Below are 25,441 nucleotides of genomic sequence, written 5' to 3'. Positions count from 1 at the left end.
TCACTCCTTTACCGGCACAGGGCTGAGCCAGCCGTCACCCAGCTCAATCGTGCGGGGTTTGTCCGGGTCCAGGTCGTCACGGGTCAGCACCAGTCGCCAGCGATTCTCCTTCTGATCCGGCCGGTTAAACAGCCCCACCACGGCCACGAACTGAGCATATTCATCCATAGGCATATTGAGGGTCACGCTGCCGCCGGGCATCACCAGCAGCGATTTTGACGCCAGTATGTCGTCCTTAAGCGCAGTATCGGCATTGCGCAGCAGCGTCTGGTAATCGGCGGCTTCAACCGCTTTACGATCCCTGAGCTGATAAACCCGCACCATCGTCGCCAGCGGGATCTGCGCGCTATCAGCGTTAATGGCCGTACGCGGAGTAAAATCCAGATGCAGCGTTTTAATTTTTTTGTAGAAGATGGATTTCGTGATGCTGACCGCACCGTCTTTGACGGTCTGCGTCAGGCCGCAGCCTGCGAGCAGGCCACAGGCAATAAGCGTCAGCGTCCACCAGCGGCTTACTGTTGCCATTCAAAAGTTCCTTTATTGAGAGAGGGAGTGCGTGATGAGTCGAAGCGATAATGTCCGTCTTCAGCGGGGGGTAACACCGAACATTGCAACCCTTTAAAGCAACCCAGGCTGACGGTCAGGCTCTCACGATTATTGCTGAGTTTGCCTGCTTTCAGACCCAGTAAACCGGTACGGCCCAGTTGTATACGCCGGCTTTTGCCAAGACGGGGTTCAGGCAACAACCGCACAGGCACCGTGAGGCGTAGTCGGGCATCACTACGGTAACCGAGATAGACGCGCATCAGGGCCAGCAAATCGGTATGGAGTAAACCACCGGGCAACCAGCCCACGGCTTCATCCGGGTCATCCGTTTCCAGTGTCACCAGTACCCGGCTGCATGCCTCTTTTGCCGTTTTACCCAGTGTGGCGCGCTGCGAAAGATGAACACGATTTCCATTACCCAGACCACTGCGGCTCTGAATATGGACCTTAACCGGATCGGGTTCGGTGATGATGACTCGGGTATGCGGGGCTAACAGGCTCACCAGGGCCCGAATGCCTTCTGCATTACGGGTGGGGAGGCGCATAGTACCCAGCAAGGCCAGGAAGCGCGAAACCGGCGTTGCCACTTGCTCAGCTGTACCCGGTATACCGAGTCCGACCAGCCCCAGTAGACACTGTGATGTGGCATCGCGCCCTCCCGCCTCAAAGGTGGCGGGATAGGCGTATTTTCGCCAGATCCGGTAATACTGCGTCGTGATGCGGTGGCTGAAAATATCCAGAAACGAAGTAACCGCCTCATGCCCTTCACGGCGCTGTGCAATATCATCCAGGTAGGACGAAGGCAGAGGAGAATCCACGCCATAAACCCCCAGAAATGTCGTGCGAACCGTTGGGGGCAATGTCGGGTGGTCTTCATCGGTCTCAACCGCTTTAAGGGTACTGACCGGGAACCCCATGCCAGGCCAGGGCCGGAAGCGTACCGGGTCATTGCCCGGGTGACTGGTGGTACCCAGCTTTGGCGCGGCCGGATTTTCCTGTTCCAGCAGCTGGCAGAAACGATAAAAATTGGCCCGCCAGATGTCTCTGTTAAGGGCTAACGTCAGCCCGGTACGTGCTGGCTGTGATTCTCGCGCCATCTCAATCGTTTCCCTGTCGGTTGCAGTACCAGCGTAAGTTGGTTAAAGAGGTGAATATCGGCATAGAGCGCGAAAAATCGGTGCAGCATCTCGCCGAAAAGATTTACATCACCCTCGCCTGCAAAATTATCCATATTCAGCGTGACCTCAATATCCACGCCCCGGAGCATAAAGCCTTTCTCAAAACGGCGGATTAGGGTGTGCTTCACGGCGACTATCGCTTCAAGTCTGCGGCGATTCATTTCATCGTCGGTCCAGTCATAGAGCGCCAGCGTTCCCCGCAGGACCTCAGGATTGTCCATCATGCTGAGGAAGTTTGAGCCGAGGTGACTCATCACCCGCCAGTGGAAACGGTCGTTTGCCGGGGGATAAAGTGGCATCGTCGGCGCGGAAACATTCAGAACTCTGACGGGCACTTTGCCCGCTTTGACCACCCTGTCCAGCAGGGTACTTTCCAGTGCCTTACGTGGAAGCTGGCCATTTGTACCGGTTATTCGCATCGAGAGGGATTCCGGTTTTTCGGACAGCTGCTCCAGCTCGAACGAACGGCCACCGAGAATTAACCAGGTGTCATACAGACCAGAAGGACCGCGTTTTACGCGAGTATGGAAATAACGCTCAGGGGCATCGTGCCGCATCATACCGCCCCGGTGCCGGAAGCTGGTGAACGGCACATAGGGATGTTTGCCATTCTTCACTGCACCATGAATATTATCGACACTGTAAATCTCGGTGTGGCCATCCTGAAGACGCAACGGCCTGAGCAGGTATTCGTTATCCAGCGGGTTAAGCGTCAGCGGATCGGCTTCCAGGGCAAAGAGATTGATAACCGGCGCACAGTGCAGACGGAAGTTTTCTGTCTCGAAAGGCAGATCGGAAGGCCATGCTTCACTGAGTACAAGGTCGATTTCAAACCAGGTGCTGCTTGCAGTGAGCCCGATAGTGTCAAGCCCACGCAGTTCAACAAACATAAACTTTGGACGGAAGCTGAAATATTCCAGCAGCAGCTGATAACCACTGAAGGCGGTATCCGCTTTCTTCCACAAACCATCATTGTCATCAAAGCCCATGGGTTTACACCAGCCATTAAACTGATGACGTTCGGTATGCGTCCCGGCATGGCGGGCATAGATAGCATGTAGACGACGAGTCATTGCCAGATGCAGCGCGGAACTGATCGGGCTCTCTGCGTTAAGGAAAATGGCGACTTTGTCGATTCCGGCCTTACTCCAGTCCACTTTTTCGGGGCATTCGAAGCGCAGGCGGATCGCCGAGCGGCCATCGGTTTCGGTGTGCAGGCGTACATCAGCAAGGTGGAGTGGTTGCAGTGGAACATCGCGGGTGGTGCGGTACTGACAGGCGGTTTTATGCGGCCCAACAGGACGTGACAGAACGGAGAAACCTTCAGCCAGCATTTCGGCCTGACGCAGACTACGCCAGTCAGGTGAAAACTCAACGATGGCCAGCGACGGAATAGTCCGCATATAGTGCGGCCACAGCAGACTCACCAGCCCTTCGGTCAGTTCCGGCAGGTCATCATCCAGCTTTTCACGCAGACGGCCCATCAGGAAGGCAAAACCTTCAAACAGGCGTTCTACATAAGGATCGCGGGCGCCAGGTTTATCCAGATTAAGCATCGCTGCCCGATCCGGGTGGGCACGGGCAAACTCTTTACCCGCCTCACGCAGGTAGCGCATCTCTGCTTCGTAATAGCGCAGGGTTAAATCATCCATGCACAAAATTCCTGAAAATGATTAAAGAGAAAATTAGCCAAAGAGCACCATGGCACGTACAGAGTCGAGGACTGCCGGGCCCGCAAGTCAGTGGCATCAGAAGGGCTTTAACGGGGTTGCTGCGACCCGCTTTCATGCGTAAATGATTCAGGCGGTGGACCTGGACTTCACACAACAGGCCGGGAATTCAGCCTCACGTCGTTTATCTTTTTTGCTGAAAATAACCGGGAGATTAGCCTTCCATCTCTTTTGCGAAAGCCAGCGCCGGCTGTATTTCCCCTTATGACTACTGGGGTTTTTCTGCGCCAGCGGCGACATTGAAGACAGATTGAGGTAGCGAGAATCCCTGGAGTTTCAGTAACGCCAGCGGCCCGTCGCCCAGTTCGCTGCGCATTACAAACTTCAGCGGATTGCCGTCTGCTGTGATCCATACCAGTTGCATGCGGCTTGTATCGATAGGTGTGAGCAGGGCTTTGTCCAGCAGGCGAATGAACCCCCAAGGCCCCGGGTGACTGGCATAGAGTTGCATACCGCTGTTGATGCTGCGCCAGCTTAAGTTCGCCCCCGGATAATATGTATTTCCTGGCCAGCTAAAACTCTGCCAGTTTTCCATCTGATTGAAGTAATCCAGGTTCTGCTCATCGAGAGTCAGTTGCACTCTGGCAACATCCCGTGAAGGACGCGCCATCAGTTCGAAGTGAACACCTGCATCGCCCTGAGAGAACACGATATCAGAAAGCTCTGCCAGCTGATTAATAGCCCGGAGGAAATCCGGGCTGACAACCATCCCCTGGCTTGCGGAAGGATCCACGACCCAGCGATTACCTTCCTGATGAAGGATCCCACTGAGGTTCGCTTTCAGAAAGGTAGCGATTCGACCTGAGTCACTGCGCAGAAACTGCGCCAGCAATGGCAGTGAGGCATCGCTGCCGGTGGCTTTAAACGGATAACGTCCCGCAAAGGCCTTATTCCATTGATCGACAATCGCCGACTGCCAGCGTGCATTCAGACTCGCCGCCGCCGGGGCCAGCACCTGCCGCCAGGCCAGATCCAGTGGTTGTACAAATAATGACTCGCCAAACCCGTTCCACTCCTGACCCAGGCTCGCCGCAACCAGACTGCCGTAATCACGAGTATCGGTCAGGTCGATGGCTTTCCCCTGAAACACGGTCTGGGCCAGCATCTGCGACATGGCCTGCGGGTCCGGGGCGCTGGTGACCTGCTGAAGTTTTAGCCTTACCTGGGTAACGCGAGCCAGCCAGGACTGGAAACTGAGATTGCCGTTGCTACCGCTGCCTTCTTTACCTTCCATCAGCCCCAGTAATGGGCCAAATACCCCATCAAGAGGACCTTTTGGCCCCTGTGCCTGTTCAATAAACTGTTTTGCATTTTTCTTCTGACCGATCAGTTTTTCTGCTGAATCCACTATCGAATCGGCCAGTGCCTCGCCCTTCTGTCCTGTTTTTCCCTGCCAGGCCAGCGTGTTCATCAGTGCCACCAGAGGCGACTGACGTACATCGCCGATCAGATTGAGCTGGGCAATCGCTTCAGATAGTGACGTAGCTTCCTGCCACTGAATGCTGTTGACCATGTTCAGCCAGGCATTACCAAAATCAGTAAAATATCGCTCCGTCAGGCGGGCCTTCAACGCATCCGGGGAAATATCACTCCCGGTCTGATGGGTTTTATCTGATAGTACCCAGTCGATTTCATCTCGTCGGGTTTTAACTACCTCGTTAATCGCATCCTGTACCTGCTCGTCCCAGGCCTGGCGCGTAAACATTCCGGGGACGACTTCGTCAGTGCGGAATACCGTTGAGGCATCGGTAGCACCGGTCAGATCCGCAAGCGTTAAATCCGGCCAGTTGCTGGCAACGCGCTTAAGCATGTCCTGATACAGCCCGGATTCGGCGTTACGCTGCCCTATCTGCTTGAGCAGAATCTGACGTACCGTGCTGATTAACTCACTATCAGGTTTAATCTTCCATTCCGGGTGTGATGGGAGGTTCTGCGCATAAAAACCCAGCAGTTTCGGTGCCATTTCCTGCCACGTGCCATCCGGCACATTGGGACGCTTCGGCCAGGCAGACAGCACATTTTTTGCCAGCCAGCCCGCGTCCACTTTGTCCGGCCGCGCCAGCATCAGATAACTTTTGAGCAGGTCGTAGGTATGCTGTGTGCCCTGTGTGCGGGCATCACTCGCTGGAGGAAGTTGCACAAAGGCGTTCAGTTGCTGCTTCAGATGGTCTGCGGTGGCATCCCTCATCAGCTTCGCATTATTCTTCGCATACAGCGGCCAGAGCGCGGCCAGCGTGTCGCTGTCCTGATTAAGGCCAAAGCGGGTGTACCACGGAGCGCCGGTCGCTTCACGATGTTGCAGACGGGCGATGGATTGCTGTAAATCGAGCTGGTTATGCAGACGTTCGGCCAGTGGTTTTGCAGAATCCGCCGCCTGCCTCGCCGTTTCCTGCGCCTGATAAATCTGGGCACGGTTAACGATGAGAGACAGCAGTGTACCGGCCCCCCATAAGACAATCAGGGAAAGCAGGCTTAACCGCAGCATTCTCAGCCAGTCAAAGCCCAGTTTCCTGCTGCTGACGGCGTCGCAGTCATCAATGACGGCTTTCCACGTCGGTGTAGTAAGGTGGGTGTTGGGTACCGAACCGGCCAGGGCCAGTTCAGGACTAAACATCACACCACGTAAACGCCAGGCCGCAGATCCCTGCATCAATCCACTGAGCAAAACGGTGAGACTGGCTTTCAGTTCATGCCGTAGGCGGTAGGACAACTGAAGCAGACCATCATGTGCCGGATCGTTCAGGATCTGTGCCATTCCGACTTTTTGCAGGTGTTGCGTCAGTGTAGTAATCGCCTCATCCGCCTCTTTTATTGTTCCTCCTGGCCCGAATATAACCCCTGTTGCAGCGGTTTCCCGCTGCTGCTGAGCGTTGTCCGTCAGCCACAGCCATACCGGGGTCTGCCAGCCCAGCTGGTAATCAGCTTTCTGGCGACAGCGCAGAAAAGCATCCCGTTCGGTATCTGTCGGGAGGGCTGAAGTGTTTATTACCTGAATGATGCCATCAATCGGATGGCCAGAACGCAGGCGTTTCAGTCTGGAAAGAAAGGTCTCATCCGGGAGCGACTGGGCTTCACCACCATAAATCAGCACGTTGCCGTCGCCTTCCTGCCAGAGGTCATGACACAGGCCCGGCGCCGCCTTATGGACTTCATCCTGCTTGCCCATCACCAGAAGTAGCCGCACTTTACGTTGCCAGCGGCGTCCATAGCGAAAGTACAGGTGTTCGGACACAGCGTCTTCACTGAAGATCGGTTCATTGTCCTCTTCTTCACTGGCAATCGTGTTCATCACCGGGGCGGCGAGCTGAGCCTTTTTTTGCCCCCAGTGAAAATACAACCCGGATTTACCGGCGAAGTCGAAAGACTTCTCTACCAGCCAGCCGAGTAAAAACATCGCGGCGACCAGTATGGCGCAGAATGTGAGTATGCGTTGACCCTCATACGGACCGAACCCGATGGCTGAAGCCACATTTTCTGGGAAGGCATAAAACAGAAATGCCAGTATGACCGTCAGAAAAAATGCGACAGTCACAACGGAACCAATAAGTGTTTTAACTTTTACCTTAGCCATTCTTAGGCGTTCCCTTGCAAACTTCTTCTTTAGTGATGACGGCGATCCAGACGTCGTCTTTGTCAGCGGCGGGTTGGGAGGCAATAACCTGCACCCCTCGTTGTTCAAAGGCTGCATCGGCGAGCGTGATGGCAACCCATGGAGCCGCATGGCCGGTGTAGCCCAGCACAGGGTCGATACTGAAGTTGTCTTCAGAAAGACTAAACTCAACACCGCTCGCCTCGCAGGCATTGTTCCAGCCGCTACCTGCTGTCAGATCTGGACCAGAAATCCAGCTGCCCCGGAGTGCGTCGGGACCGATGTTGGCCCAAAGCAATGCACGTTTAAGCGTTTTGGTCAGCGTGGATTCAGTTCCTCTTTCCGGGCGATGAAGCCGGAGTGCATCCGGCCAGGCGTGGGCTTTGCGATTGCTGAATATCACCATCGAGACGGCATCTGCATCTTCTTCCTGGGGGGACGCAGGTAACGACAGCGTGATGGCAACAAGAATGCCTGGCTTGTCCCATCGCTTGTCCAGCCAGGCATCAAACGCACCCAGCCCTTTTCCTGTCATCAGACGAAATATCCTGCCCGTCTTCAGTAAGAGCTCGGCCTTAAGCTGCTCTTCAACCAGGGGATACAGGTCGCTGTCACAGTCCAGCATCAACCAGCATGGCAGCGCTGGCGGAAGCGGCTGAACAATCCCCTCCACACGGGTGGATAGTTTTATAACCGCAGCTTTCAGAGCCCTGGCTAAATCTGTCTGATATTCTGTTAATGCCGCATACCTCACCGGTTTGTCACTTCCCCTGGGGCGGGAGAAGTTGATAACGGGGGCCGCGACTTTCATTGCATCCAGCAACTCGCCAGTTTTATTTCCGGACGGAACCTGAATTTGCGTACCAAGGATCCAGGCACAGCGCTGACCGCGCAGAATTTCGCTGTCGATGAGTGCTTCACGCTCCAGATTATGCGACTCCGCACCGACCTGTTCAGCTTTATAGGCAAACCGGCGTAAACCGAAAATAAGCCCCCAGGTGCAAAATGGAAGACCCAGTGCGGTGAACCAGAAGACAAATCCGGTACGCTCTGATGTCCAGCACCAGAATGTGAGTGCTATGCCTCCCAGCATGGCAATAGCCAGGAACCACAACCAGCGACGGGTGCAAGGACGCGCTATCTTTGGTGCTTTTTCGGGGATGGCATCCAGCCAGACGGGCATAATCAGGCAACCCTGGCTGCGGAAAATGAACTGATCAACGTACAGCCACAGGCGCATTTGTGACCGTGAAATGCAACCGGAATACCATGATCAAGGTAATCAGGATTACCTTCTACGATGGTTGTTGGGCCATGACCTTCGATTGGGCAGGAGACTTTGTCGCCTTTTCGGGCAACGCCGATACCGCCAAATTTCATTGTTTCGGAAGCGGTCAGTACCGAGCCGCCGTGGGTAGTTTTATCGCCTTTTCTGATTATCTGAAGCATTTTATTCCTCTTCAGGGATAGATATCCCCATGTTAATTGATGCTACTTTGTTATCTTTTAGTGTGAAATCCAGATACATATCACCTAGTGTATAACTGATTTTTTTAGGCGTTATTTGTGCCTGATTCGCAGGATAGGCTTTAAACACTTTATCAGCAGGGTCGCCAACTTTTATTCCGCGTAACGTAGAAAACGTTGGGGTTTTTAAGTTGATTGCCGAGATTATATAGTCATCATCAATTGTATATTGTCTCTTATCATAATTAGCATTTGAGGAAACCAAACTTATATCTTTATAACTATGCATTGTGTATTTATATAACCCACCAACAGCATTAGGGAAATCCCCTATAAAAGAAGAACCTATCTCGTCTTCATCTATGCCAGAAGTTTTATTGCTATAGAAAGAACCAACCCCAATCCATTTCTTATTTTTTATGACGATAAAGTCAACAATGTTAATTTGAGTGTTGTTGTGAAGTGTGATGGTTGGATTAAATTCTTTTAGTTCTGATTGGGGAATCCAGCCGAAAACATCTTTTCCCGAAGTTGTCACATACTGCGCCAAAATGAAATCTGCATATTTTTTGAGAGCATATACATTTTCACCTTTAATGATAAAGGTGTTTTCTTTTGGGCAAGTTCGGTCAGGCGCATTATAGAGCATAACCTTTTTCTTAGCCGCTGTTGAGAATGCATTGCTTGGTATCATGAGCCCTCCGCTAAAAGCCTGTGTCGCAGCTAAATCGGAAACTAATTCACAATGATTTTTTATAGGGTGATTGTTTTTTATGTCGATGTGTTTTAGTTGTGATTTGTCAAGCCATCCAGTGACTGACCATGACTCATTTTTTGCATAAGAAGCAGAAACATAGTCGTTGTATTCTGTATGCCCGGTTATAATATCTCCTGGCACCAAGAAAAGATTATTAATCTTGCAAGCCTTATTCGGGGAACTAAAGAAATAAATCCGCTTTGTTGAAGCCACTTCAAAAGAATTGTTATCCGGATTAATGTAAGTTTGCGATGTTTCAGATTTTCTTCCATAGTTTTCACAATCGTCTTTCGCAAATGCAATACTTGAGTATAAATAAATTGAGATTATGAAGATACACTTCATAATTAGGCATTCCTTCATTAAAAGTCCTTTTATCGCTTTGAAGTATGTGTCTTTATTAAGGCTCTACCTTAAGCCAGTATGCATCATCCGTGTTTATGTATGATGAATCAGCAATAACTGCTATGACTTTGTCGGATAGTTTTCAAACGAAATAGACTGTACAATATCCGATGAGTCTAGGCAGAAGCTTAGCTTCATATCAAAGTATTGATAAAATCTGCAACCGTCCTCAGTATCTTTATGACTATCCATTCCATATTTTTAAGTCACCATATTCCAACTGTCGCCGACTTTTATGCCTTGGAAGGTTTTGTATTTATTATCAGTAAATGTGATCGCTGACACGTACGTATCATCGAAACCTAATTTTTTCTCTATTATCTCATTGGCCTGAAATATTGCCACAACTTCATTTTTGATTGTTTAATTCCAGGATTCGAACCCATTACTAAAACCGTTTTTGTCGGGATTAGGGAGTTTTACACCAGGCTCTTTAGCCCATTTATTTAATTCAGGAGTGACTTTTCCTAAAAGAACGGTTTTTTGGCCATTTTCTGCCCATGCAAAATTACCGTAAATTAGCTCATTATTCTGTTCATCACCAGAGGCAATTTCTTCGTTCTTTATCCATCCATCAACGACTGCACCATTGTTATTAAAAAAGTTTGCGAAGCAATCTTCTTTGTTTTCTCTATACTTGAGCAACTTATCATTATTCATTATGAACGTGCTCGTCTTACAATCGTTTTTGGGTGAAGAGTAAAAATAAACTCGTCCCTTTGACTTAGCTTCTATAGGTACCGGTTCTTAATATGGATTGTAAGGGTAATCCGCTTTGCTTGCTGTACAGCTATTTGCAGCAATTGAATTGCCTGCAAATAACAATAATAAAAAACACAAACTTAAATTGAGATGCTTCATTACTTGGTGCTTTTATAAACTGGAACACCAAAAATCAGCTCATGCATCGTTGGGTTCAGTGCATGACTTCTTTCCCGATTACCGAAACAATCTATCGTAAAACTCAGCGCTTTAAGAATGATGTGGGTGTATTATCCCTTTTTATGACAAGTTGTATATTAGCTGATTAAGGTTTTTAAATTTTATTCAATAGGGTGGAGTTTATCGACTTTACACCCTTGGTTTGTGTTGATTCCTTGAGCCCCCTTTTTTACTAAGATGCTAAAAGGTATGAACTGAACGTTTTTACATTCTTCAAGTGCTTTTTTGGTTATAGCAAAATTATAGCATTTATTGCCAGTATTATCTTCGCTGATGTTTATGCATTCTTCAGGCGCTGTAGTCAGTTTGTTCTTTATAATGATGTCTGGGATAAATTCACAAATAGGTTATCCTTCACTTTAAGGAACACTTGTATATCCAGTATTTTTCAAATCTGATAATTTGAGCCACCCATCGACTGAATCGCCATTTTTTTGAAATATGATGAAAACAAACATCCATTAAGTATGGTATATCCTGAAAAAACATTACCATCAACTAAAAATAAATTGCTAATCTTGCATTATTTACCTGATGCGCTATTGAAGTAAAGTCTGGTTTTCGATACAGCCTTAAATAAAAAAATAGAATAATCTACATATGCTTACTCCTTCTCAGCCGTTTTGGACAGAACGAAAAAAAATAGTTATCATAGGAGTAGAAACAAAAACCATATAATAAGATGGATAGCATGGTTTTAATAATTTCAATCCGCTGCTTTTCATCTGGCCACCGTTAAATATATGAAATAACCTTGAGAAATAAATATTTAGTTTTTAATTTCACTTGGAGTAAGTTTTTGTATGCGGCTAGAATCCACCCATAAATAATATACTGCCCCGTCTTTTGCTTGATATTTAACATACGAGGCACCCCGTGAGCTTCTTTCAACTTCCACATATTCTCCTGGCAAAATAAAAACACCAGCTTCTGGGATTGATAATTTATTATCTTTATAAAACTGTAATCTGGAAACACCATTGACTCTGTAAATTACTTTTTTGTTTAGGCAGTTGAGGTATACTGAAGCGTATCTATTATCAAACTTTAATTTTTCCGGATTATCTGGATCAATAGTAACATCCTCCAAGTTGAATTTGATGTAATCATATTTCACCCATAAAAGAAAGCCTTCGCCTGGAGTATCAGTTGACTGCATTTTATTAAATTGAACTTTAGCATTTATATCATTGCCATTGACGCTATCAATATCTGCTTTAATGAGACTCCTATCCACTTTCAACTCTTTTATCAAAGTTGCATTACTGGAAGCCACTATTTTATCTAGAAATTGTGAGCATCTATCAAAATCATCATTAGTAACGCTAGAAAATGCTGAGATAGAGTAAGTCAATAAAACAAAAGAAAGTGCTTTAAATTTGATCATGACTTTACCTCAGAAAATTCATTAGTGAATCTGGGTTTGATCGCACCACACTCTTCTCTATATAGTTTTTGGGCTGAGTCTTGGGTTGAGTACCATCGGGCATAGTTTCCGCCGTGCTTATTAATATAGTACACAATATATTCCATCGAACTCTCAACAGAATCGAATACTACAAATTGCTTTGGCTTATCTGTGACTTGGGAATTCCCTCCCTGTCCACTTAACCCTCTTCCTTCTTTTTTACTCCAAATCCCAATCGGTTGATATTCTGGATGTTGCAAGAAAAAGTCAGAACTCCATCCGTATGCTGGGGGAGCACCATGTACCTCCATACCAGGAGCACCACAATATTGATATTGACCAGAAGTAAAGTGTTTGGTCTCGATACGAAACATTCTTTCAACTATTACAGACATGTCTTTACCGTATTTATCATATATTTTACGTAAAGCTTCTTTCCCATCCTGCACAGTGAAAAGTCCCGAATGTCGTTTTTTTATGCTAATCATTGTCCCTAAAAACATAATTGCATGCATATGCCACAATGAAGGCCCCAGCCTTTCCGTCGTGACATCCTGCATCCAGGCCATCCTGTCCAGAAAATCTTCGCTGTACTTCTTCCATTCGGGAGCTTCTTTCTTCAGCGCATTCAGGAACGGCTGCCAGATAGCATCGCCCTTTTTGAAGTACCAGTCGCTGGGATGTTTTACGATAGTTTTCTGAATAACGTCTCGATAGTCAGGATTATGCAGCGCACGCCAGTATTCCATTGGTGAATAGCGGTCGCTTCCGCTGTCGATTTTATCCATCAGCCGCTGATAATTATGCTTCACCAGGGCATGACTGGTTCGGGTATCCGCTGTGGCAGCCTGATAAAGTGAGTCAATAAGGCTCCGAAAAAATCCGGTCGGCTGGTTTTTTCCATCCAGGTAATCAAAGCTGACAGGCTCTGCGGTTTCCGTTCTGAAACCCAGCTTTGCCAGATCATACTGTGACAGAAGTTGAGGCTCAGCCTGGCCTTTTAACGCATAGGCATTTTCTGGTCGCAGCTGCCAGTATTCCTGTCTGGTCAACTTATCGACTTCCGTTTGCACCTTTTTCAGTGGCAGGATCCCGGTCCTGGTTGTCACCCTCGTATCCTTTGCGAATGTTCCTGTGGAAACATCTTTTGTGTACAGAGCAAGACCAGGAGAATACTTCAGCCAGAGAGGATTCTGTTCTCCCACTTTTTCTGGGTTGGTCAGGAATTTTTCCAGATTCTCATCCATGCTGGTACATTCGATATGAACCTGGTATCGGGCCTCATATCCGCCTTCCTTTGGTGCCTGATAGTAGCCCATGTGCCCAATCGGGTCACCGGCCTTAATAGCGAATGGTAAACTGAGACTTACCGTTTTATCGAATACCATGCCTTCCTTTGCGGGGGGAAGCAAGTGTCGCCACCAGCATGGACCGGCTCCCGGCGCTGGCTTAACGTTGTGGTTATCAACAACAACCCAATAGCGCTGACCAAGCGTGAGAGTACTGCTGGTTTCTTCGGGTAAACCTTTCAGCGTCACAAGTCCATATTTTCGATGGTTATTTCCTGTAGCGTTAAGATTACTGTCTGCCGGGTTCCACTCCACTCTTGCCCCTTTAGGCATGCGCCCGGCAATTTGTGGAGAAGTTTTATCTGAAGTCAGTTTTGCCGTGAGCCAGTCCATTTCGGAAAAGGCTTTAAGTGTATCCTGAGTAATCCACTGAACTTCCGAGCCTGACTCATAAGCAGAATACGGGGCCAGATGCATATAAAGGGTATAGAAATGCAGGCCGCTGGATTCCGTTTCACCCGGTTGAATATAGTGTTTTACGAGCACGAATGAACCGGAAAAACTCAGCGGGCCGGCTTCCCAGGCAAGCGACAGATAATCCTTGCAGACACGATAAGCAACGATTTCCCCATCTGCCATGCAACGTATAGCCTGTTCACCTTTAAAGGGGACCGGGAAATCTATCGCTTCAAAGGGAGATTTACCGCTCAGCGCACACCACGGCGTCGTAGCTTCGGTGATATGGATCCCGCCATGCCACATCCCGCTGCGGCCTATTATATATTGTCCGGTGGATTCACCATCCAGATGTGAGAGAATATCTTCCTGATTTTTAAACTCGCCTCCCCGTTTGTTGGAGTGAATTGGCCAGACAATGTTGATCTTCCCTTTTTGGGTTTTGGGAGAGCTTTGGGTTGCACTATTATTGTCTGAATAACGGTATAATTTATAGGCTATGTTTTGGTCTCGGTATACCTGAGCAGGATAAAACCCCTTTTCCTGGAAAAAATCAGAGACCCAGTGTGTACCATTAAACATTGCCATATGGCCATGCACATGATGTGGTGCTGCCTGGATTACGACAACATCTCCCGCTTGCTGATCAGATATTGTGAATACACCGCCACTACGCACTGTAGTGACGTTATCCACCACTCTAAAGTTATTTTCAATCAACCAGGGGCCATAATTTTTAGCTGATTCAATTCCTGAGTTTTTTGCAGATACCCCTCCAGCAATCAATGCTTTTTTAACATAACGGGCACATTTTGACTCGCCATATTTAAGCTTTTTATCTATGCCATTTTTGAAATTCTCAGCGTTAATTTTTGCCCTGACCAGGGCTTGAGTATTTAAAACACTAACTGCGATTTTCTTATCCAGCATTTATTCGCCTCCCTCTGCTTGTCGAGGACAATAAATGCTACTTTTGGATATAGGCTTAACGGAATCTATTAACCACTTATCTTTTTCTTTTGTCAGGTTAACGGCATACAGGGACACGCCCTTACCATATCCTAATGTTAGCTTAACCTGTGCGACATGGTCGCTCTCTGAAACAGTTTCCACATTAATACTGTGCTTCCATTCTTCACATATATCCTGAGCATCTACAAAATAATCAGCACCTGATTCATCATCATCCCGCAGCGTTCTGAGATGTTCAGTTGTGTAGTCAAAAATGGCTTTTTGGGTTAGTTTATCAGCTAATTCCATATCAGACATCTCAGAGGCGACCAGATAATCATGATAAAACCCCGTGACAACTTGTGTAGGTGTCAAACTATTATTCGCTGAAGCTAAGACCATATCAGACACGAATAACAAGCAGCAAATAAAAAAAAACCTCTTCAACATAAAACCTCTCCATAGATATTTATATAAACTGTTGACGTGTGCTTTTAAAATTGGCCACGTTCTTATTGTTCCGATACGCTGGTTATTTCCATTTATTATCAATTATTTCAAGCAATACCTTAACCTCAACCTTAGACCCAGAACCTGTCGAAATATTGAGTGCTTGTCAAGTAATTATCGAATTCACCTTCAATTCCTAATGATTGAATGTGGCAGTGTTTTTTTCAGAGTGAATGTCGTCAGACCGACGTCTGGTGCTTTGTTGATCAAGAGCCAAAAGTGGCTTTCTATGAATTCCTGGGATAGTTTTCAAATAAAATAGACTGCACAACACCAGATGGGTCAAGACAAAAGCTTATCTTCATATCAAAGTATTGATAAAATCGGCAATTGCTTTCAGCATCTTTTTGGCTATCATTTCCATATTTCGCCGTGACCATACCCCAGCTGTCTCCGACTTTTATGCCTCGGAAGGTTTTGTATTTACTATCAATAAAAGTGATTGCTGAAACATAAGCATCATCAAAGCCTAATCTTTTTTTTATTACTTCATTAGCCTGAGATATTGTCACAACTTCTTTTTCAATCGTTAACGTCCAGGACTCAAACCCATTATTGAAACTGTGGTTATCATGTTCATTCACTTCAAGTCCAGACTCTTTGACCCATTTATTTAACTCGGGAATAGCCTTCCCTAAAATATTAATTTCCTTTCCATTTAATTTCCATGAAAAACCACTGTATGTTAACTCATTTTTCTTTTTATTGGCTGGGATGATGTACTCATTTTTACCCATCCATCAACAACAGCGCCATTTTTATTCACAAAGTTTACGTAGGAATAACCATTGCTTTCTCTATATTTGAGCACCTCATCATTATTAATTATGAAGGTGCTCGTCTTGCAATCGATTTTTGGTAAAGAGTAAAAGTAAATCCGCCCCTTTGACTGAGCTTTTTTAGGTGCTGGTTCTTGATGTAAGTTGTAAGGATAATCCCCCCATCCTGCACTGCAATTGATAGCAGCAATAGAACTGAATGGAAATAGTGACACTAAAAAAACCAGCCACATTTTAATATGCTTTTTTAATTTACTTCTTATGAATGAAGACATATCAAAAATAACTCCCTGATCGCATTTAAATTTTCCTTTTGGTTTTCAATGGACATTCTGCATGTGCCGAGATTCAATTTGTGAGAAATGCACCATAAAGCTCTTCGCATGATAGTTAAAACTCACCTATCTTTTAATATAAGCTAGCATTGTAGTTCATTAAAACTCAACCCATTAAATCCGTTCTCTTTATGTGTGTGAGAAATTTAATGATTATGAATTTTTAATTATTTACTGATGGTCCAATACCGGTTCCCGTTGGTGCTAGCCGATTTGATTTCACCCACCCCTCCACGCCGTCACCATCTTTTTTAAAATATATTATATATGTATAGTCATTATAATCTGCCGATGCGTTAACAAGATCCCCTGGAATTATAAATAAATTTTTTATTTTACATTTTTCATTCGGGGCTGAATAGAAATAAGCACGTCCTTTCCCTGACACTTTACAACCAGAATCACCACTTGGAATAATTATTCTTTCTGAATCTGCCTTGGCAGCCACACTTGAACAAAAATCCTCGGCGTGGGAAATTAATGGTGAAATAGAGAACAACAATATAATAAAAGCTTTCATTTTATGAGTCCTTGGCTTTTCATAACACTAATCAATTAATTTGCATAATTTGGATCTGTAGCATATCCGGCTTTTGTAAACCTTTCGCCCATTCAATAGGATCTGAACTGTTAAATAAGAAATGACATCTAGGGTTCTTTTTAAAGAAATCGACTCTCCCATCAATACTATCAGAATAAGAGTCGTAAGCTTGAAATTTATCTATTATCCTAACTCGCTTCCCATTTTCCACTTCATGAGTATAGTCTTCAACATAGCCTGGGTTACCATGAGCTTTAATTCCAAAAATGTTGTAGCTATATTTTTTAGACATGATGTCAGTAGGGGCCGACATTCCATAGCCTGTTTCTAATATAGCCTGTGCTGTTGTTATTGCTGCGGGCACGCGCGACGTTTCTTTATTTTCTTTAGCCTCTGCAAAAACATATTTTACAAATTCTTTTCCTGTGATTTTTCCGATTTTTTTGGCTCGCGGCCTCAACAAACCTAAAAACATAATTGGATGCATATGCCACAATGAAGGCCCCGGCTTTTCCGTCGTGACATCCTGCATCCAGGCCATCCTGTCCAGAAAATCTTCGCTGTACTTCTTCCATTCGGGCGCTTCTTTCTTCAGCGCATTCAGGAACGGCTGCCAGATAGCGACGCGGACTTTCCAATTCTTGGTGGCGGAATCTTAATTTTGACTCCACCGGCCTCTACGGCCCTTCTGACATATGCAGCACATTTCCCAAGACTCTTTGATTCAACTTGTCTATTTATATAGCTAACTGATGCACTATTATTCCACATGGATTCAGCCTTTTCATTCCGTTACGCTGATGATTTTCCAGCCAGTCTTCATTTTTACCAGGGAAACTCTCAGTGATTTTTTCAGATCAGAATCATTCCCCAGAACAATCCCAATCACGGATTTGCTTCCATCGTTCATAATAGCTCTGGTCTTAATATTCAAATTCCAGGAGGGGTAAACATCCTGAGACTTCGTAAAATAATTAACGTCGGACTCAATCCAAAAACCGCCCCAATCACAAATGTAATTTCCTTTATATTGCTTACACTCGCGTTTCTGTAAGCATTTTTTTTCTGATTCTGATTCTGATGCTGTTACCGAATCACTAGAGTCATAGTTACACATTGTAGAATCTTCGATGCTATTCGATAATTGGTCAGAAACGTATTTTTTGACTAACGCCTCATCATTTCCTGAATCATCTTTTAGATATTGTGAATAAAAGTCATGCACTATATCCTCCGGACTTGTTGAGTCAGTAGAAAACGCTAAATTTGAACAAAAAAACAGGGATATAGAAATAAAAGCATGGAGCAATTTATGCGTTAATAATTTCATTTTCTGTTCTCAGTCATTAAAAGACTTGCTGCTGATTTTGTTTTCCTGAACAATATCCGTCAGGCTGAAGTTTGGTGCTTCGTTGGGCAGATTTGCGCCAGTACCCGGTACCAGATAGTCAGAGGCCTTCATAATGAACTCACCTGCGGAGCCATGTTCAATTCCGTTCTTACTTAGCCTCAGGTAAGACCCGCCACCGTTCAGCGTCAGCGTTTCCGGCGTGCTGATAATGATTTCATCTTCACTACTGGTTACCGTTAGCTGCTTTTCTGAAAACAGAGACAGTGTGTTGTGCTGAGCCTGAATTTCGATGTCTCCCTGATTGGCGACCAGCTTTGCCCCCTCTTTATGCACAAACAGCCCAAGGGCTTTTTCTACCGATACAGACAGATTTTTCATCACCCCAATATCAAGATGCTGGCCTGCATTGATCATCGTGTTGCGGGTGCTGCTGAGCTGAAGGTGTTCACCTGAAGTCAATGCCACTCCCTGCGGAGCACTTCCCAGCAGAACCGCAGACTGAAGATCTCTTATTCTCTCAGTCACAAGACTAATCTGACTATTAATGTCACAGACCAGAGCGCCGGCGGCTTCTGCGGCGTTATTCAGCGCCTGCATCTGGCTGTTGGCCTGGTTAATCTGATTAATGGCAGGGGTCATTTCCAGTACCGGCCCCTGGGCTTTTGCCTGGGCATCCGCTGTCAGAAAAAGGCCTTTTGCCGCCCGAACCGCGCCAAATTCGTCGGTTCGCAGTTCAAAACCGGCACCACGTTTTTCACGCTGACCGTTGACCAAATGGCCCATATTGAGCTGCGTCTTGCCATATTCCGTCGCGAGCTTAATATGCTCTTCCTGACGTTTATCCTCCATCCGCAGCTTATTGTTCGCCGGAGTGCGCCACACGTTTCGCGTATGATTATCGCTGGTGACAGGGTCAGGGTGTTCAGAGTCATGCAGGGCGTAAGCGATATACGGGCGGTCAGGATCACCGCTGTCAAACATCACCGCGACTTCAGTGCCATCGAGTAACGGGGCATGCCAGCCATAAGTGTCACCGGCATACGGTTTTGCCAGTCGCAGCCACATACAGGCGTAGCCTTGCCCAGTACTGTTGCGGTCGAAATCGAGCTTTACCCGGTAGCGCCCCTGCGCGTCAAGCCATGAGTACGTATCACCTTTCTGGGTACTTTCCACCCGCGCGGGAAGCGAACCGGAGATAACCGGACGAGGAAGCAATGCAGGGCGGTAGCAGACGGTTTCACTATAAGGGATCCCCTCAAATAACAGCGTAAAGCTACTTTTACGAGAACCGCTGGTGCGAATGGTGGTAATAACAATCCCTTCCTTCACCGCTTCGGGCAATGTTCCATCCGTTTCCAGAACCTGGCCTGGAGCCAGATGAGGGCTGGAGGAGTGCCCGCTGACGCGATACTGCGCGTTCAGAATACGTTCATGACGCAAGCGGGCAAAGTATGCGCCCGTTTCGGGACTTTCGGTGTCTCCTTCAGTCAGGAAAGGTTCAGCATAATGGTACGTTTCGCCGATGGTGATCCCTTCCTTGCCTGTAATACTTTTAGTGCTGTCCTGCGGCGTCTGCGCTTCGCGGTAGTTGTAGTCACGGGCTGTCACACTCCGGCTCACCACGTTGTATGCGATCTGAATATCCCAGATACTCTCCTTACCGCTGTCACTCATACCAGCCTGGTTCCGTAATGGCAGAGTGACACCAAATTCATACTGCTGCTGGCTGTCCTGAAAAATCACCACATCCTTCTCAAGTCGGCTGTCCATCTCAAAGCGCCAGTAAATGCCGACTTCAGCCAGCAGTCGCTGAATAAATTCGAGGTCAGTTTCCCGCCACTGAATGATAAGCTCACGGGACGGATATTCGCGTGACAGTCGAAAATCAAAGTCTGATTCTTCGAGCCCATGTTTACGCAGTACCTGTTCAACTACTTCCGTGACTGACTGGTTGAGGTAAATCTGGTTGCCTTTCGTAAAGCCGAGAAGCGCAATGCGGGGAACAATGGTCAGCGCGTAGTGGGTATCGTCATTTGATGTCGATATACGGCGAAATGAATCCACCACACCGAAAACGGTTCGGACCGGCAGCGCGGGTGTCCCGTCAAACATCGGGATCTGGAAGGTAAATGACGCCGGTTTCAGCAGTAACGTGTCGCAGGCAATATCTGCCGAAGAAGAGGTCACAGCCACGTCATACCGCCAGGGTTGACTAAGGGACTCCACCGCGCTGTAACGCAGCACATCCAGAAATTCAGCAGAGTCATGTACATCAACGCGATAGCGTGACTGGCCAATCAGGTTTTGTACCAGACTGACTCCTTTATTTATTAAAGATCTATTCATTGCATTACTCCTTCTGACTGCCCGCCAAATGTCAGCACCATTCCCTCTTCCCAGGTAAGCCGGACGGAAGATGGTTTTTGTTTTGCGGCCATTTGGCTTAGTTGCTGCTGGTTCAGGGCCGACAGGATAGGACGCAGCCACTCATGCAGATCGGCTTCAGCCGCCACCAGTCGTTGGTTTAACAATGGCCTCAGCAGATCACGCCCCAGGCTGGAGGTCATGAGAATCACGGTATTGCACAAATCATTATTACCCCCGCTAATGCCTGTCCGTAAAAAGAGACCTTGCGGGCCGTTTTCAGGGGTACCTTCAGGGTGTTTCTTACAAAAGTGATTTAAGCGGCGTAGCAGAACGGCAGACTGACTTTCCATGTCGGCACTCTCTTTACGATTGTATTCAGATTCAGGACACGCTACCGCCCCTCGCTGTTTCCCTGTAATCAGGGGACCAAAGCGCACGAGGTCAGGAGTCTGGTTTTAAAGTAACTTTTGTGGTCACCCTGAGAAATGACAGCAAAAATCACCTGACGGGCTGGCATATACCAGCCCGTTTGGACATTACGCAGTGGTGCGTTCGTTCCAGGAGTCGGAATGAATGATGTTGCCGTCTTTGTAAGTCCAGGTGATTTTTTCGTAACGCAGTTCGATCTGTTCCAGGTGGTTATGCTTCTCGAAAGCGGGATCCTTGACGTCGTGCATCACCGGATTCACTTTCACCACCTTCACGTTCTCCAGTTTGGTATTGAAGTACTCCACCTCCTGACCCGCGTCGTTGATTCTGTACCACTTGAATTCCGCAGACTTCAGGGTCTGGCCGGTGGTGACCGCCTTGTAGAGATAGGGGCTGGAGGAGTCGATCTCCTTGGTAAACAGGAACGGCGTGTGGATGCGCGTGCCGGTCAGCTTGCCGGTGTTGTTATCGGTCGGGATGTAGAGGTTGTGTTCCTGAGCAACGATTTCGATACTGCCTTCACGATCCTGAACGTCCACGGACCCTTTAATGTCCGCGCCGCCATCATCCTTTAGCCACAGATAAACGGGGATTGCCATGTTTACTTCTCCATTTCTTGAGTTAAAACGTCACTTTTATCCTGTGACGCTGGTTTTGTGCCTGGCAGACGGCAGGCATCAGCCTGCGGTACCAGAGTGATCTCCACACGCCGGTTGTGCGCACGGCCCTCGGGCGTATCGTTTGATGCAATCGGTCGGCTGTCGCCGTACCCCTGAACGGCAAAACAACTTTCCGGGACGTCTCCGGTATCACGCATCCAGTTGCGAACGGCTTCCGCCCTTTGCAAAGAGAGTGTCTGATTGAGCTGCACGCTGCCGGTGTTGTCGGTATGCCCACTGACCACGATCAGCCAATCCGGTCTGGCTTTAATTCCCACCAGAGCATTGACAAGTATTTTGGTCGACCCCTCTCTGAGTGCCGCCCTACCGGAATCAAACAGTGACATGCTGTCAAGTCGCACAATTTTCGGCATCGACGGCGGTCTGGAAGCGGGCGGAGGAACCCAGGTATCAATGGCCTGTTGCAGCGCCAGCCACAGACGTTGTCCCGGGTAATAACCCAGGCTGTAACGGACGGGTTCGCCTTGCCTTTGCCAGCGTTCCAGCAGCAGGGCATCCTGCTTCAGTGCAGCCAGCGATTCTGCTTTAGGGCGGTAGTGATTCATTGGGATAGCGTTCCAGCGCTGTAAATCAGCACCCACCTGGCGGATCAGAGCACGGTTGTTGAGTGCAGATATTCCCAATGCTGTCAGGGCACAAAGGCACATCAGCAGAACCAGACAACGGGTGCGATGACCACCCTGTACAGGGGAGGCAAATGGTGCCAGCAGCGGCAGAACAGCATCCGGGAAATGGCTGGCAGGAGCAGACGGAACATTTTGTCGGGAAAACTGCAAACAGGTACGGGAACAGAGCCAGTCTGTCCAGAGGGAATGGGCTTCAGGATTAACAGTGCCAAGACGCAATCCCACGGCAAATACGCTTACAGGCGGCGTTAACCGGTCGGTTTTCTCCAGCTCATCAAGCAGGATACTGCGGATAAATGAAAATGCCTGGCTGAGCACCGGGAGCACCACGATATTCTGACTTTCCTGCTGCCAGTCGATACATGCCTGTGGCGAACTGTTTTCCGGGCACACTATCGGTTTGTCACCGCGAACGATCACCCATGGCGTTTCAGGCCCGGAAAACTCTGCACTTACCACAACCGGCAGCACAAATCCCGCCAGCGAATTTAGCTGCTGACTCTGCTGTCGAAGCGTTTTCAGCGTGGAGCGCAGGACGGCTTTATCCTGATGAATATCAGGCCTGCAAACGTACATCACCGAGAGCTGCCCAACCTGCTGAGGAAACTGCGCCTGGATACTGCGGACAACCTCTGTCAGTCGACTGACATCTCCTGTATTTAGCCACCATCCCTGCCCTGTTTTACGTAAAGGCTCTCCGTGAAACAGCGCATTCAGACGATCACCACACACGAGAACCACGGGGCCCATGTTGTCCAGTAACGACAGATCAACCGTAGCAGCCGTGGTATTGTGCTCAGTCTTCCCTCTGCGGCAGCTTTTCAATACAGTCCAACAGGCCAGGATTGCAATCAGCAGTGTGGCCAGCCCCTTAAACACGTTTCCAGCCGGGATGAAATACCAGAGCAACAACCCCAGCGTGACGACACCCACCAGTGTATGCAGAGCAACCGGGAAAATGACGGATTTACGCATTAGCCATGCAGCTCCGGTATTTGTGCTGACAGCAGGGACTGAAGCCACAAGTGCCCTCCCCACCAGACTACGCCCGTGATGATCACTGCCAGTAACACCCAGAACCAGACAGACCGTATCAGACTCCACCGGTGTTTACCCAACCGGCAGACAATCAGAGACAGTCCTCCATCAGGCGGGGAAACACGCTCAGAAAGGGCACTGACCACTTCATCTCGCTGTGTCTGATTGACCGCTTTCAGGCTATACAATCCCTGGAAACCCAGGGCAATCATGCGGTGGTAGCAGGTCAGGACCGCTATATTTGGTGAAGGCTGACGCAGAACTTCTGCAATGCGATCCCAGATAGCCTCTCCTGCCCGAAGTGAGCCAAAGAAGCGGGCCTGGAGCGGTGCTCTGCGCCAGGCCGCCTGTCCTTCATCAAAAGAAACCTCTTCACCATCTTCGGGTTTTTCAGCTTTACGGCTCATCACCGTCTCGTCCAGTAATGCACACTGGGCGTAAGAGATATGCGCCACACTAGCGTCGTCGTATCCGGCACGCTCCAGTGCTTCACGCACCTGTTCGACCTGCTTAACACATTTGTCATAAAGTGCGCTGCCATTGTGGGTAACGGCACCTTTCTTCAGCATAGTGACGGTAAGCCACGTTTCCGCCATCAGCTGGTCAATATCGATTTCCTGTCTCATGAGCGCAATACCGCAAACAGTTCAAGCTCCAGGGCACCAAGCAACTCCGGTACGTAGAACATACATACTCCCTGCTCCTGCATTTCATGCGCAGCAGCGCTCTCCATATCAAGGGCGAAATACTGGTTTTCCATACGTACCGGCAATGCGGCAGGGACCCTGCTTACCGGGATCAACGGAATACCTTTGAGTGCTGCACCATAAATGGTACTGACCTCATCAGGGGAACCGGCCTGGCAGAGTGAAGGGAATTTTTCGGCGATCTGCCAGGCAGGGACATCTGAGCGAACAGAAAGGTAAAGGTCGGCCTCTTCACGCAACCGAATATCGTGAAGATTTGCCTTCCAGGTCTGCCCATCCGGACGGGACATTTCCAGTGCAATTACGCGGGATGGCAGACTTGCTTCCAGCAGCGCTGTGACCAGGTCAAAGAGCGCAAGGAAAGCATTGGCCGGTTCCGCGTGGTTATAACCCGGTATCGCGTCAAGGTCATGATCCAGTGAAAAGGTCAGCATGCTACCCGCCAGGCGAGCGAGTTCAGCCCATACCTGTTCAGGCGGTCGAGCCGGAAATCGTTCGTATTCCGTCAGGACGCTGGCATGAGAATTAAGCGCATTCAGTAGCCAGAACAGCGAGACATCGGCCACCGCAAAATCGGCCAGTCTTTCGTTACTTTCACGGCGCATGGTCATCAGCCGCTGACGTCGGGAGCGCAGCTGGCGATTAAGCAGCATCAGACGTTCACGAAGAAGCGGGCTGGCAGCAAATGACGCGACAGGAGGAATGAAAAACGGATCCTGTCGCCATGCATTTTGACCATCCCGAATCAATCTCGCTACAGGGCAAACACTCCAGGCGTCATTACTTTCATGAGCAAACCGGATGGTGTAATTGAAGCGAGCCACGGCGATGGACTCTTCTTCAGAGCCAAAGGCATCAGGCAGGGTTACCCACTCCTCCCGGTAGCGAAGCGGACGATCAGCGACCATGCCTTCCTGTTCAAGATTGTTTACTCCCGGCTGCATATGAGGTAGTGCGATAACAACCGTTACCGCATCAATGCCAGCCAGCATTTCGGGATCTAGCTCACGAGGAGGGGGAGGTAAATCGCTTCTTTGAGCATCAATCAGCGAACCATCTTCCAGCCAGAGACGTAACTGTGAAATCTGGATCAGACCCGATGAAAGAAGAGCGTCGTTAAACGCAATTTTTTCCACTCCCCATGGAAAAGGAGATACCAGTGCCGATCCACCTGCACTGCGAAAAGACTCCCATTCAGCCTGCTGCTGGAACTGCTGAGGAGAGAGCAAAGCCCCCTCGTTCCATAGCGGACGATAAATTTTCATCCCTGATTTCCCCTCACCTTATGATTTCGCCTTCGGCATCTGGGAAACCAGCGACAGGTTGACGTCCATCCCTTCCACCTGGAAGTGCGGCACCG

Annotated in this window: 23 protein-coding genes; all 23 read right to left on the bottom strand. The window is 48.3% G+C overall.

Annotated elements, in window-relative coordinates:
- A complete protein-coding gene (gene tssJ, locus ACCW71_RS03700; protein WP_436369740.1) occupies positions 1-525 on the bottom strand; it encodes a type VI secretion system lipoprotein TssJ in 525 nt (174 codons plus the stop codon).
- Positions 513-1,643: a type VI secretion system baseplate subunit TssG gene (gene tssG / locus ACCW71_RS03695; protein WP_436369739.1), complete on the bottom strand. Its 1,131-nt coding sequence runs from the start codon at positions 1,641-1,643 to the stop codon at positions 513-515. Before tssG ends, tssJ begins: the two co-directional genes overlap by 13 nt.
- A complete protein-coding gene (gene tssF / locus ACCW71_RS03690) occupies positions 1,607-3,376 on the bottom strand; it encodes a type VI secretion system baseplate subunit TssF (protein WP_436369738.1) in 1,770 nt (589 codons plus the stop codon). The genes tssG and tssF overlap by 37 nt, the downstream gene beginning before the upstream one ends.
- Positions 3,377-3,662: 286 nt before the next feature.
- The gene (locus tag ACCW71_RS03685; protein ID WP_436369737.1) at positions 3,663-7,025 is read right to left on the bottom strand and encodes an ImcF-related family protein; all 3,363 of its coding nucleotides are present in this window, start codon (positions 7,023-7,025) and stop codon (positions 3,663-3,665) included.
- The gene (locus ACCW71_RS03680) at positions 7,018-8,226 is read right to left on the bottom strand and encodes a hypothetical protein (RefSeq protein WP_436370159.1); all 1,209 of its coding nucleotides are present in this window, start codon (positions 8,224-8,226) and stop codon (positions 7,018-7,020) included. The genes ACCW71_RS03685 and ACCW71_RS03680 overlap by 8 nt, the downstream gene beginning before the upstream one ends.
- A gap of 2 nt (positions 8,227-8,228) precedes the next feature.
- Positions 8,229-8,492 (bottom strand): PAAR domain-containing protein, encoded by a 264-nt coding sequence (locus tag ACCW71_RS03675; RefSeq protein WP_436369736.1) that lies wholly within the window; start codon positions 8,490-8,492, stop codon positions 8,229-8,231.
- A gap of 1 nt (position 8,493) precedes the next feature.
- Positions 8,494-9,612, bottom strand: a complete 1,119-nt coding sequence (locus ACCW71_RS03670) for a hypothetical protein (RefSeq protein ID WP_436369735.1) — start codon at positions 9,610-9,612, stop codon at positions 8,494-8,496.
- A gap of 423 nt (positions 9,613-10,035) precedes the next feature.
- Positions 10,036-10,332 carry a hypothetical protein gene (locus tag ACCW71_RS03665; RefSeq protein WP_436369734.1) on the bottom strand — a complete coding sequence of 99 codons (297 nt, stop codon included), beginning with the start codon at positions 10,330-10,332 and terminating at the stop codon, positions 10,036-10,038.
- Between the two features lie 1,051 nt (positions 10,333-11,383).
- Positions 11,384-12,001: a hypothetical protein gene (locus tag ACCW71_RS03660; protein WP_436369733.1), complete on the bottom strand. Its 618-nt coding sequence runs from the start codon at positions 11,999-12,001 to the stop codon at positions 11,384-11,386.
- Positions 11,998-14,697 (bottom strand): hypothetical protein, encoded by a 2,700-nt coding sequence (locus ACCW71_RS03655; protein ID WP_436369732.1) that lies wholly within the window; start codon positions 14,695-14,697, stop codon positions 11,998-12,000. Before ACCW71_RS03655 ends, ACCW71_RS03660 begins: the two co-directional genes overlap by 4 nt.
- Complete coding sequence (locus tag ACCW71_RS03650) at positions 14,698-15,168, bottom strand: DUF3828 domain-containing protein (RefSeq protein WP_436369731.1); 471 nt, start codon at positions 15,166-15,168, stop codon at positions 14,698-14,700.
- Between the two features lie 287 nt (positions 15,169-15,455).
- The gene (locus tag ACCW71_RS03645; protein ID WP_436369730.1) at positions 15,456-15,965 is read right to left on the bottom strand and encodes a hypothetical protein; all 510 of its coding nucleotides are present in this window, start codon (positions 15,963-15,965) and stop codon (positions 15,456-15,458) included.
- Entirely contained in the window at positions 15,914-16,282 is a 369-nt protein-coding gene (locus ACCW71_RS03640; RefSeq protein ID WP_436369729.1) for a hypothetical protein, read from the bottom strand. The genes ACCW71_RS03645 and ACCW71_RS03640 overlap by 52 nt, the downstream gene beginning before the upstream one ends.
- Before the next feature lie 223 nt (positions 16,283-16,505).
- Positions 16,506-16,862 (bottom strand): hypothetical protein, encoded by a 357-nt coding sequence (locus tag ACCW71_RS03635; protein WP_436369728.1) that lies wholly within the window; start codon positions 16,860-16,862, stop codon positions 16,506-16,508.
- Between the two features lie 31 nt (positions 16,863-16,893).
- Positions 16,894-17,358, bottom strand: coding sequence for a glycoside hydrolase family 73 protein (locus ACCW71_RS03630; protein WP_436370158.1), 465 nt, complete (start codon positions 17,356-17,358; stop codon positions 16,894-16,896).
- A 309-nt stretch (positions 17,359-17,667) separates the two neighbouring features.
- Positions 17,668-18,213, bottom strand: a complete 546-nt coding sequence (locus ACCW71_RS03625; RefSeq protein WP_436369727.1) for a DUF3828 domain-containing protein — start codon at positions 18,211-18,213, stop codon at positions 17,668-17,670.
- Positions 18,214-18,222: 9 nt separating this feature from the next.
- Positions 18,223-20,580, bottom strand: coding sequence for a type VI secretion system Vgr family protein (locus ACCW71_RS03620; protein WP_436369726.1), 2,358 nt, complete (start codon positions 20,578-20,580; stop codon positions 18,223-18,225).
- Complete coding sequence (locus tag ACCW71_RS03615; protein ID WP_436369725.1) at positions 20,577-20,951, bottom strand: hypothetical protein; 375 nt, start codon at positions 20,949-20,951, stop codon at positions 20,577-20,579. Before ACCW71_RS03615 ends, ACCW71_RS03620 begins: the two co-directional genes overlap by 4 nt.
- 186 nt (positions 20,952-21,137) lie before the next feature.
- Positions 21,138-21,629 carry a type VI secretion system effector Hcp gene (gene hcp / locus ACCW71_RS03610; RefSeq protein ID WP_436369724.1) on the bottom strand — a complete coding sequence of 164 codons (492 nt, stop codon included), beginning with the start codon at positions 21,627-21,629 and terminating at the stop codon, positions 21,138-21,140.
- A 2-nt stretch (positions 21,630-21,631) separates the two neighbouring features.
- Entirely contained in the window at positions 21,632-23,311 is a 1,680-nt protein-coding gene (locus tag ACCW71_RS03605; RefSeq protein WP_436369723.1) for an OmpA family protein, read from the bottom strand.
- Entirely contained in the window at positions 23,311-24,000 is a 690-nt protein-coding gene (gene tssL / locus ACCW71_RS03600; RefSeq protein ID WP_436369722.1) for a type VI secretion system protein TssL, short form, read from the bottom strand. The genes ACCW71_RS03605 and tssL overlap by 1 nt, the downstream gene beginning before the upstream one ends.
- Positions 23,997-25,346 carry a type VI secretion system baseplate subunit TssK gene (gene tssK, locus ACCW71_RS03595; RefSeq protein ID WP_436369721.1) on the bottom strand — a complete coding sequence of 450 codons (1,350 nt, stop codon included), beginning with the start codon at positions 25,344-25,346 and terminating at the stop codon, positions 23,997-23,999. Before tssK ends, tssL begins: the two co-directional genes overlap by 4 nt.
- A gap of 18 nt (positions 25,347-25,364) precedes the next feature.
- The coding region (locus ACCW71_RS03590) for a hypothetical protein (RefSeq protein WP_436370156.1) at positions 25,365-25,441 on the bottom strand (77 nt) is incomplete at its 5' end.

The sequence above is a fragment of the Pantoea sp. C2G6 genome, from assembly GCF_051336815.1.
Lineage (GTDB): Bacteria > Pseudomonadota > Gammaproteobacteria > Enterobacterales > Enterobacteriaceae > Pantoea.
The sequence above is the reverse complement of the archived record's forward strand: the minus strand, read 5'-3'. Positions and strand labels throughout refer to the sequence as shown.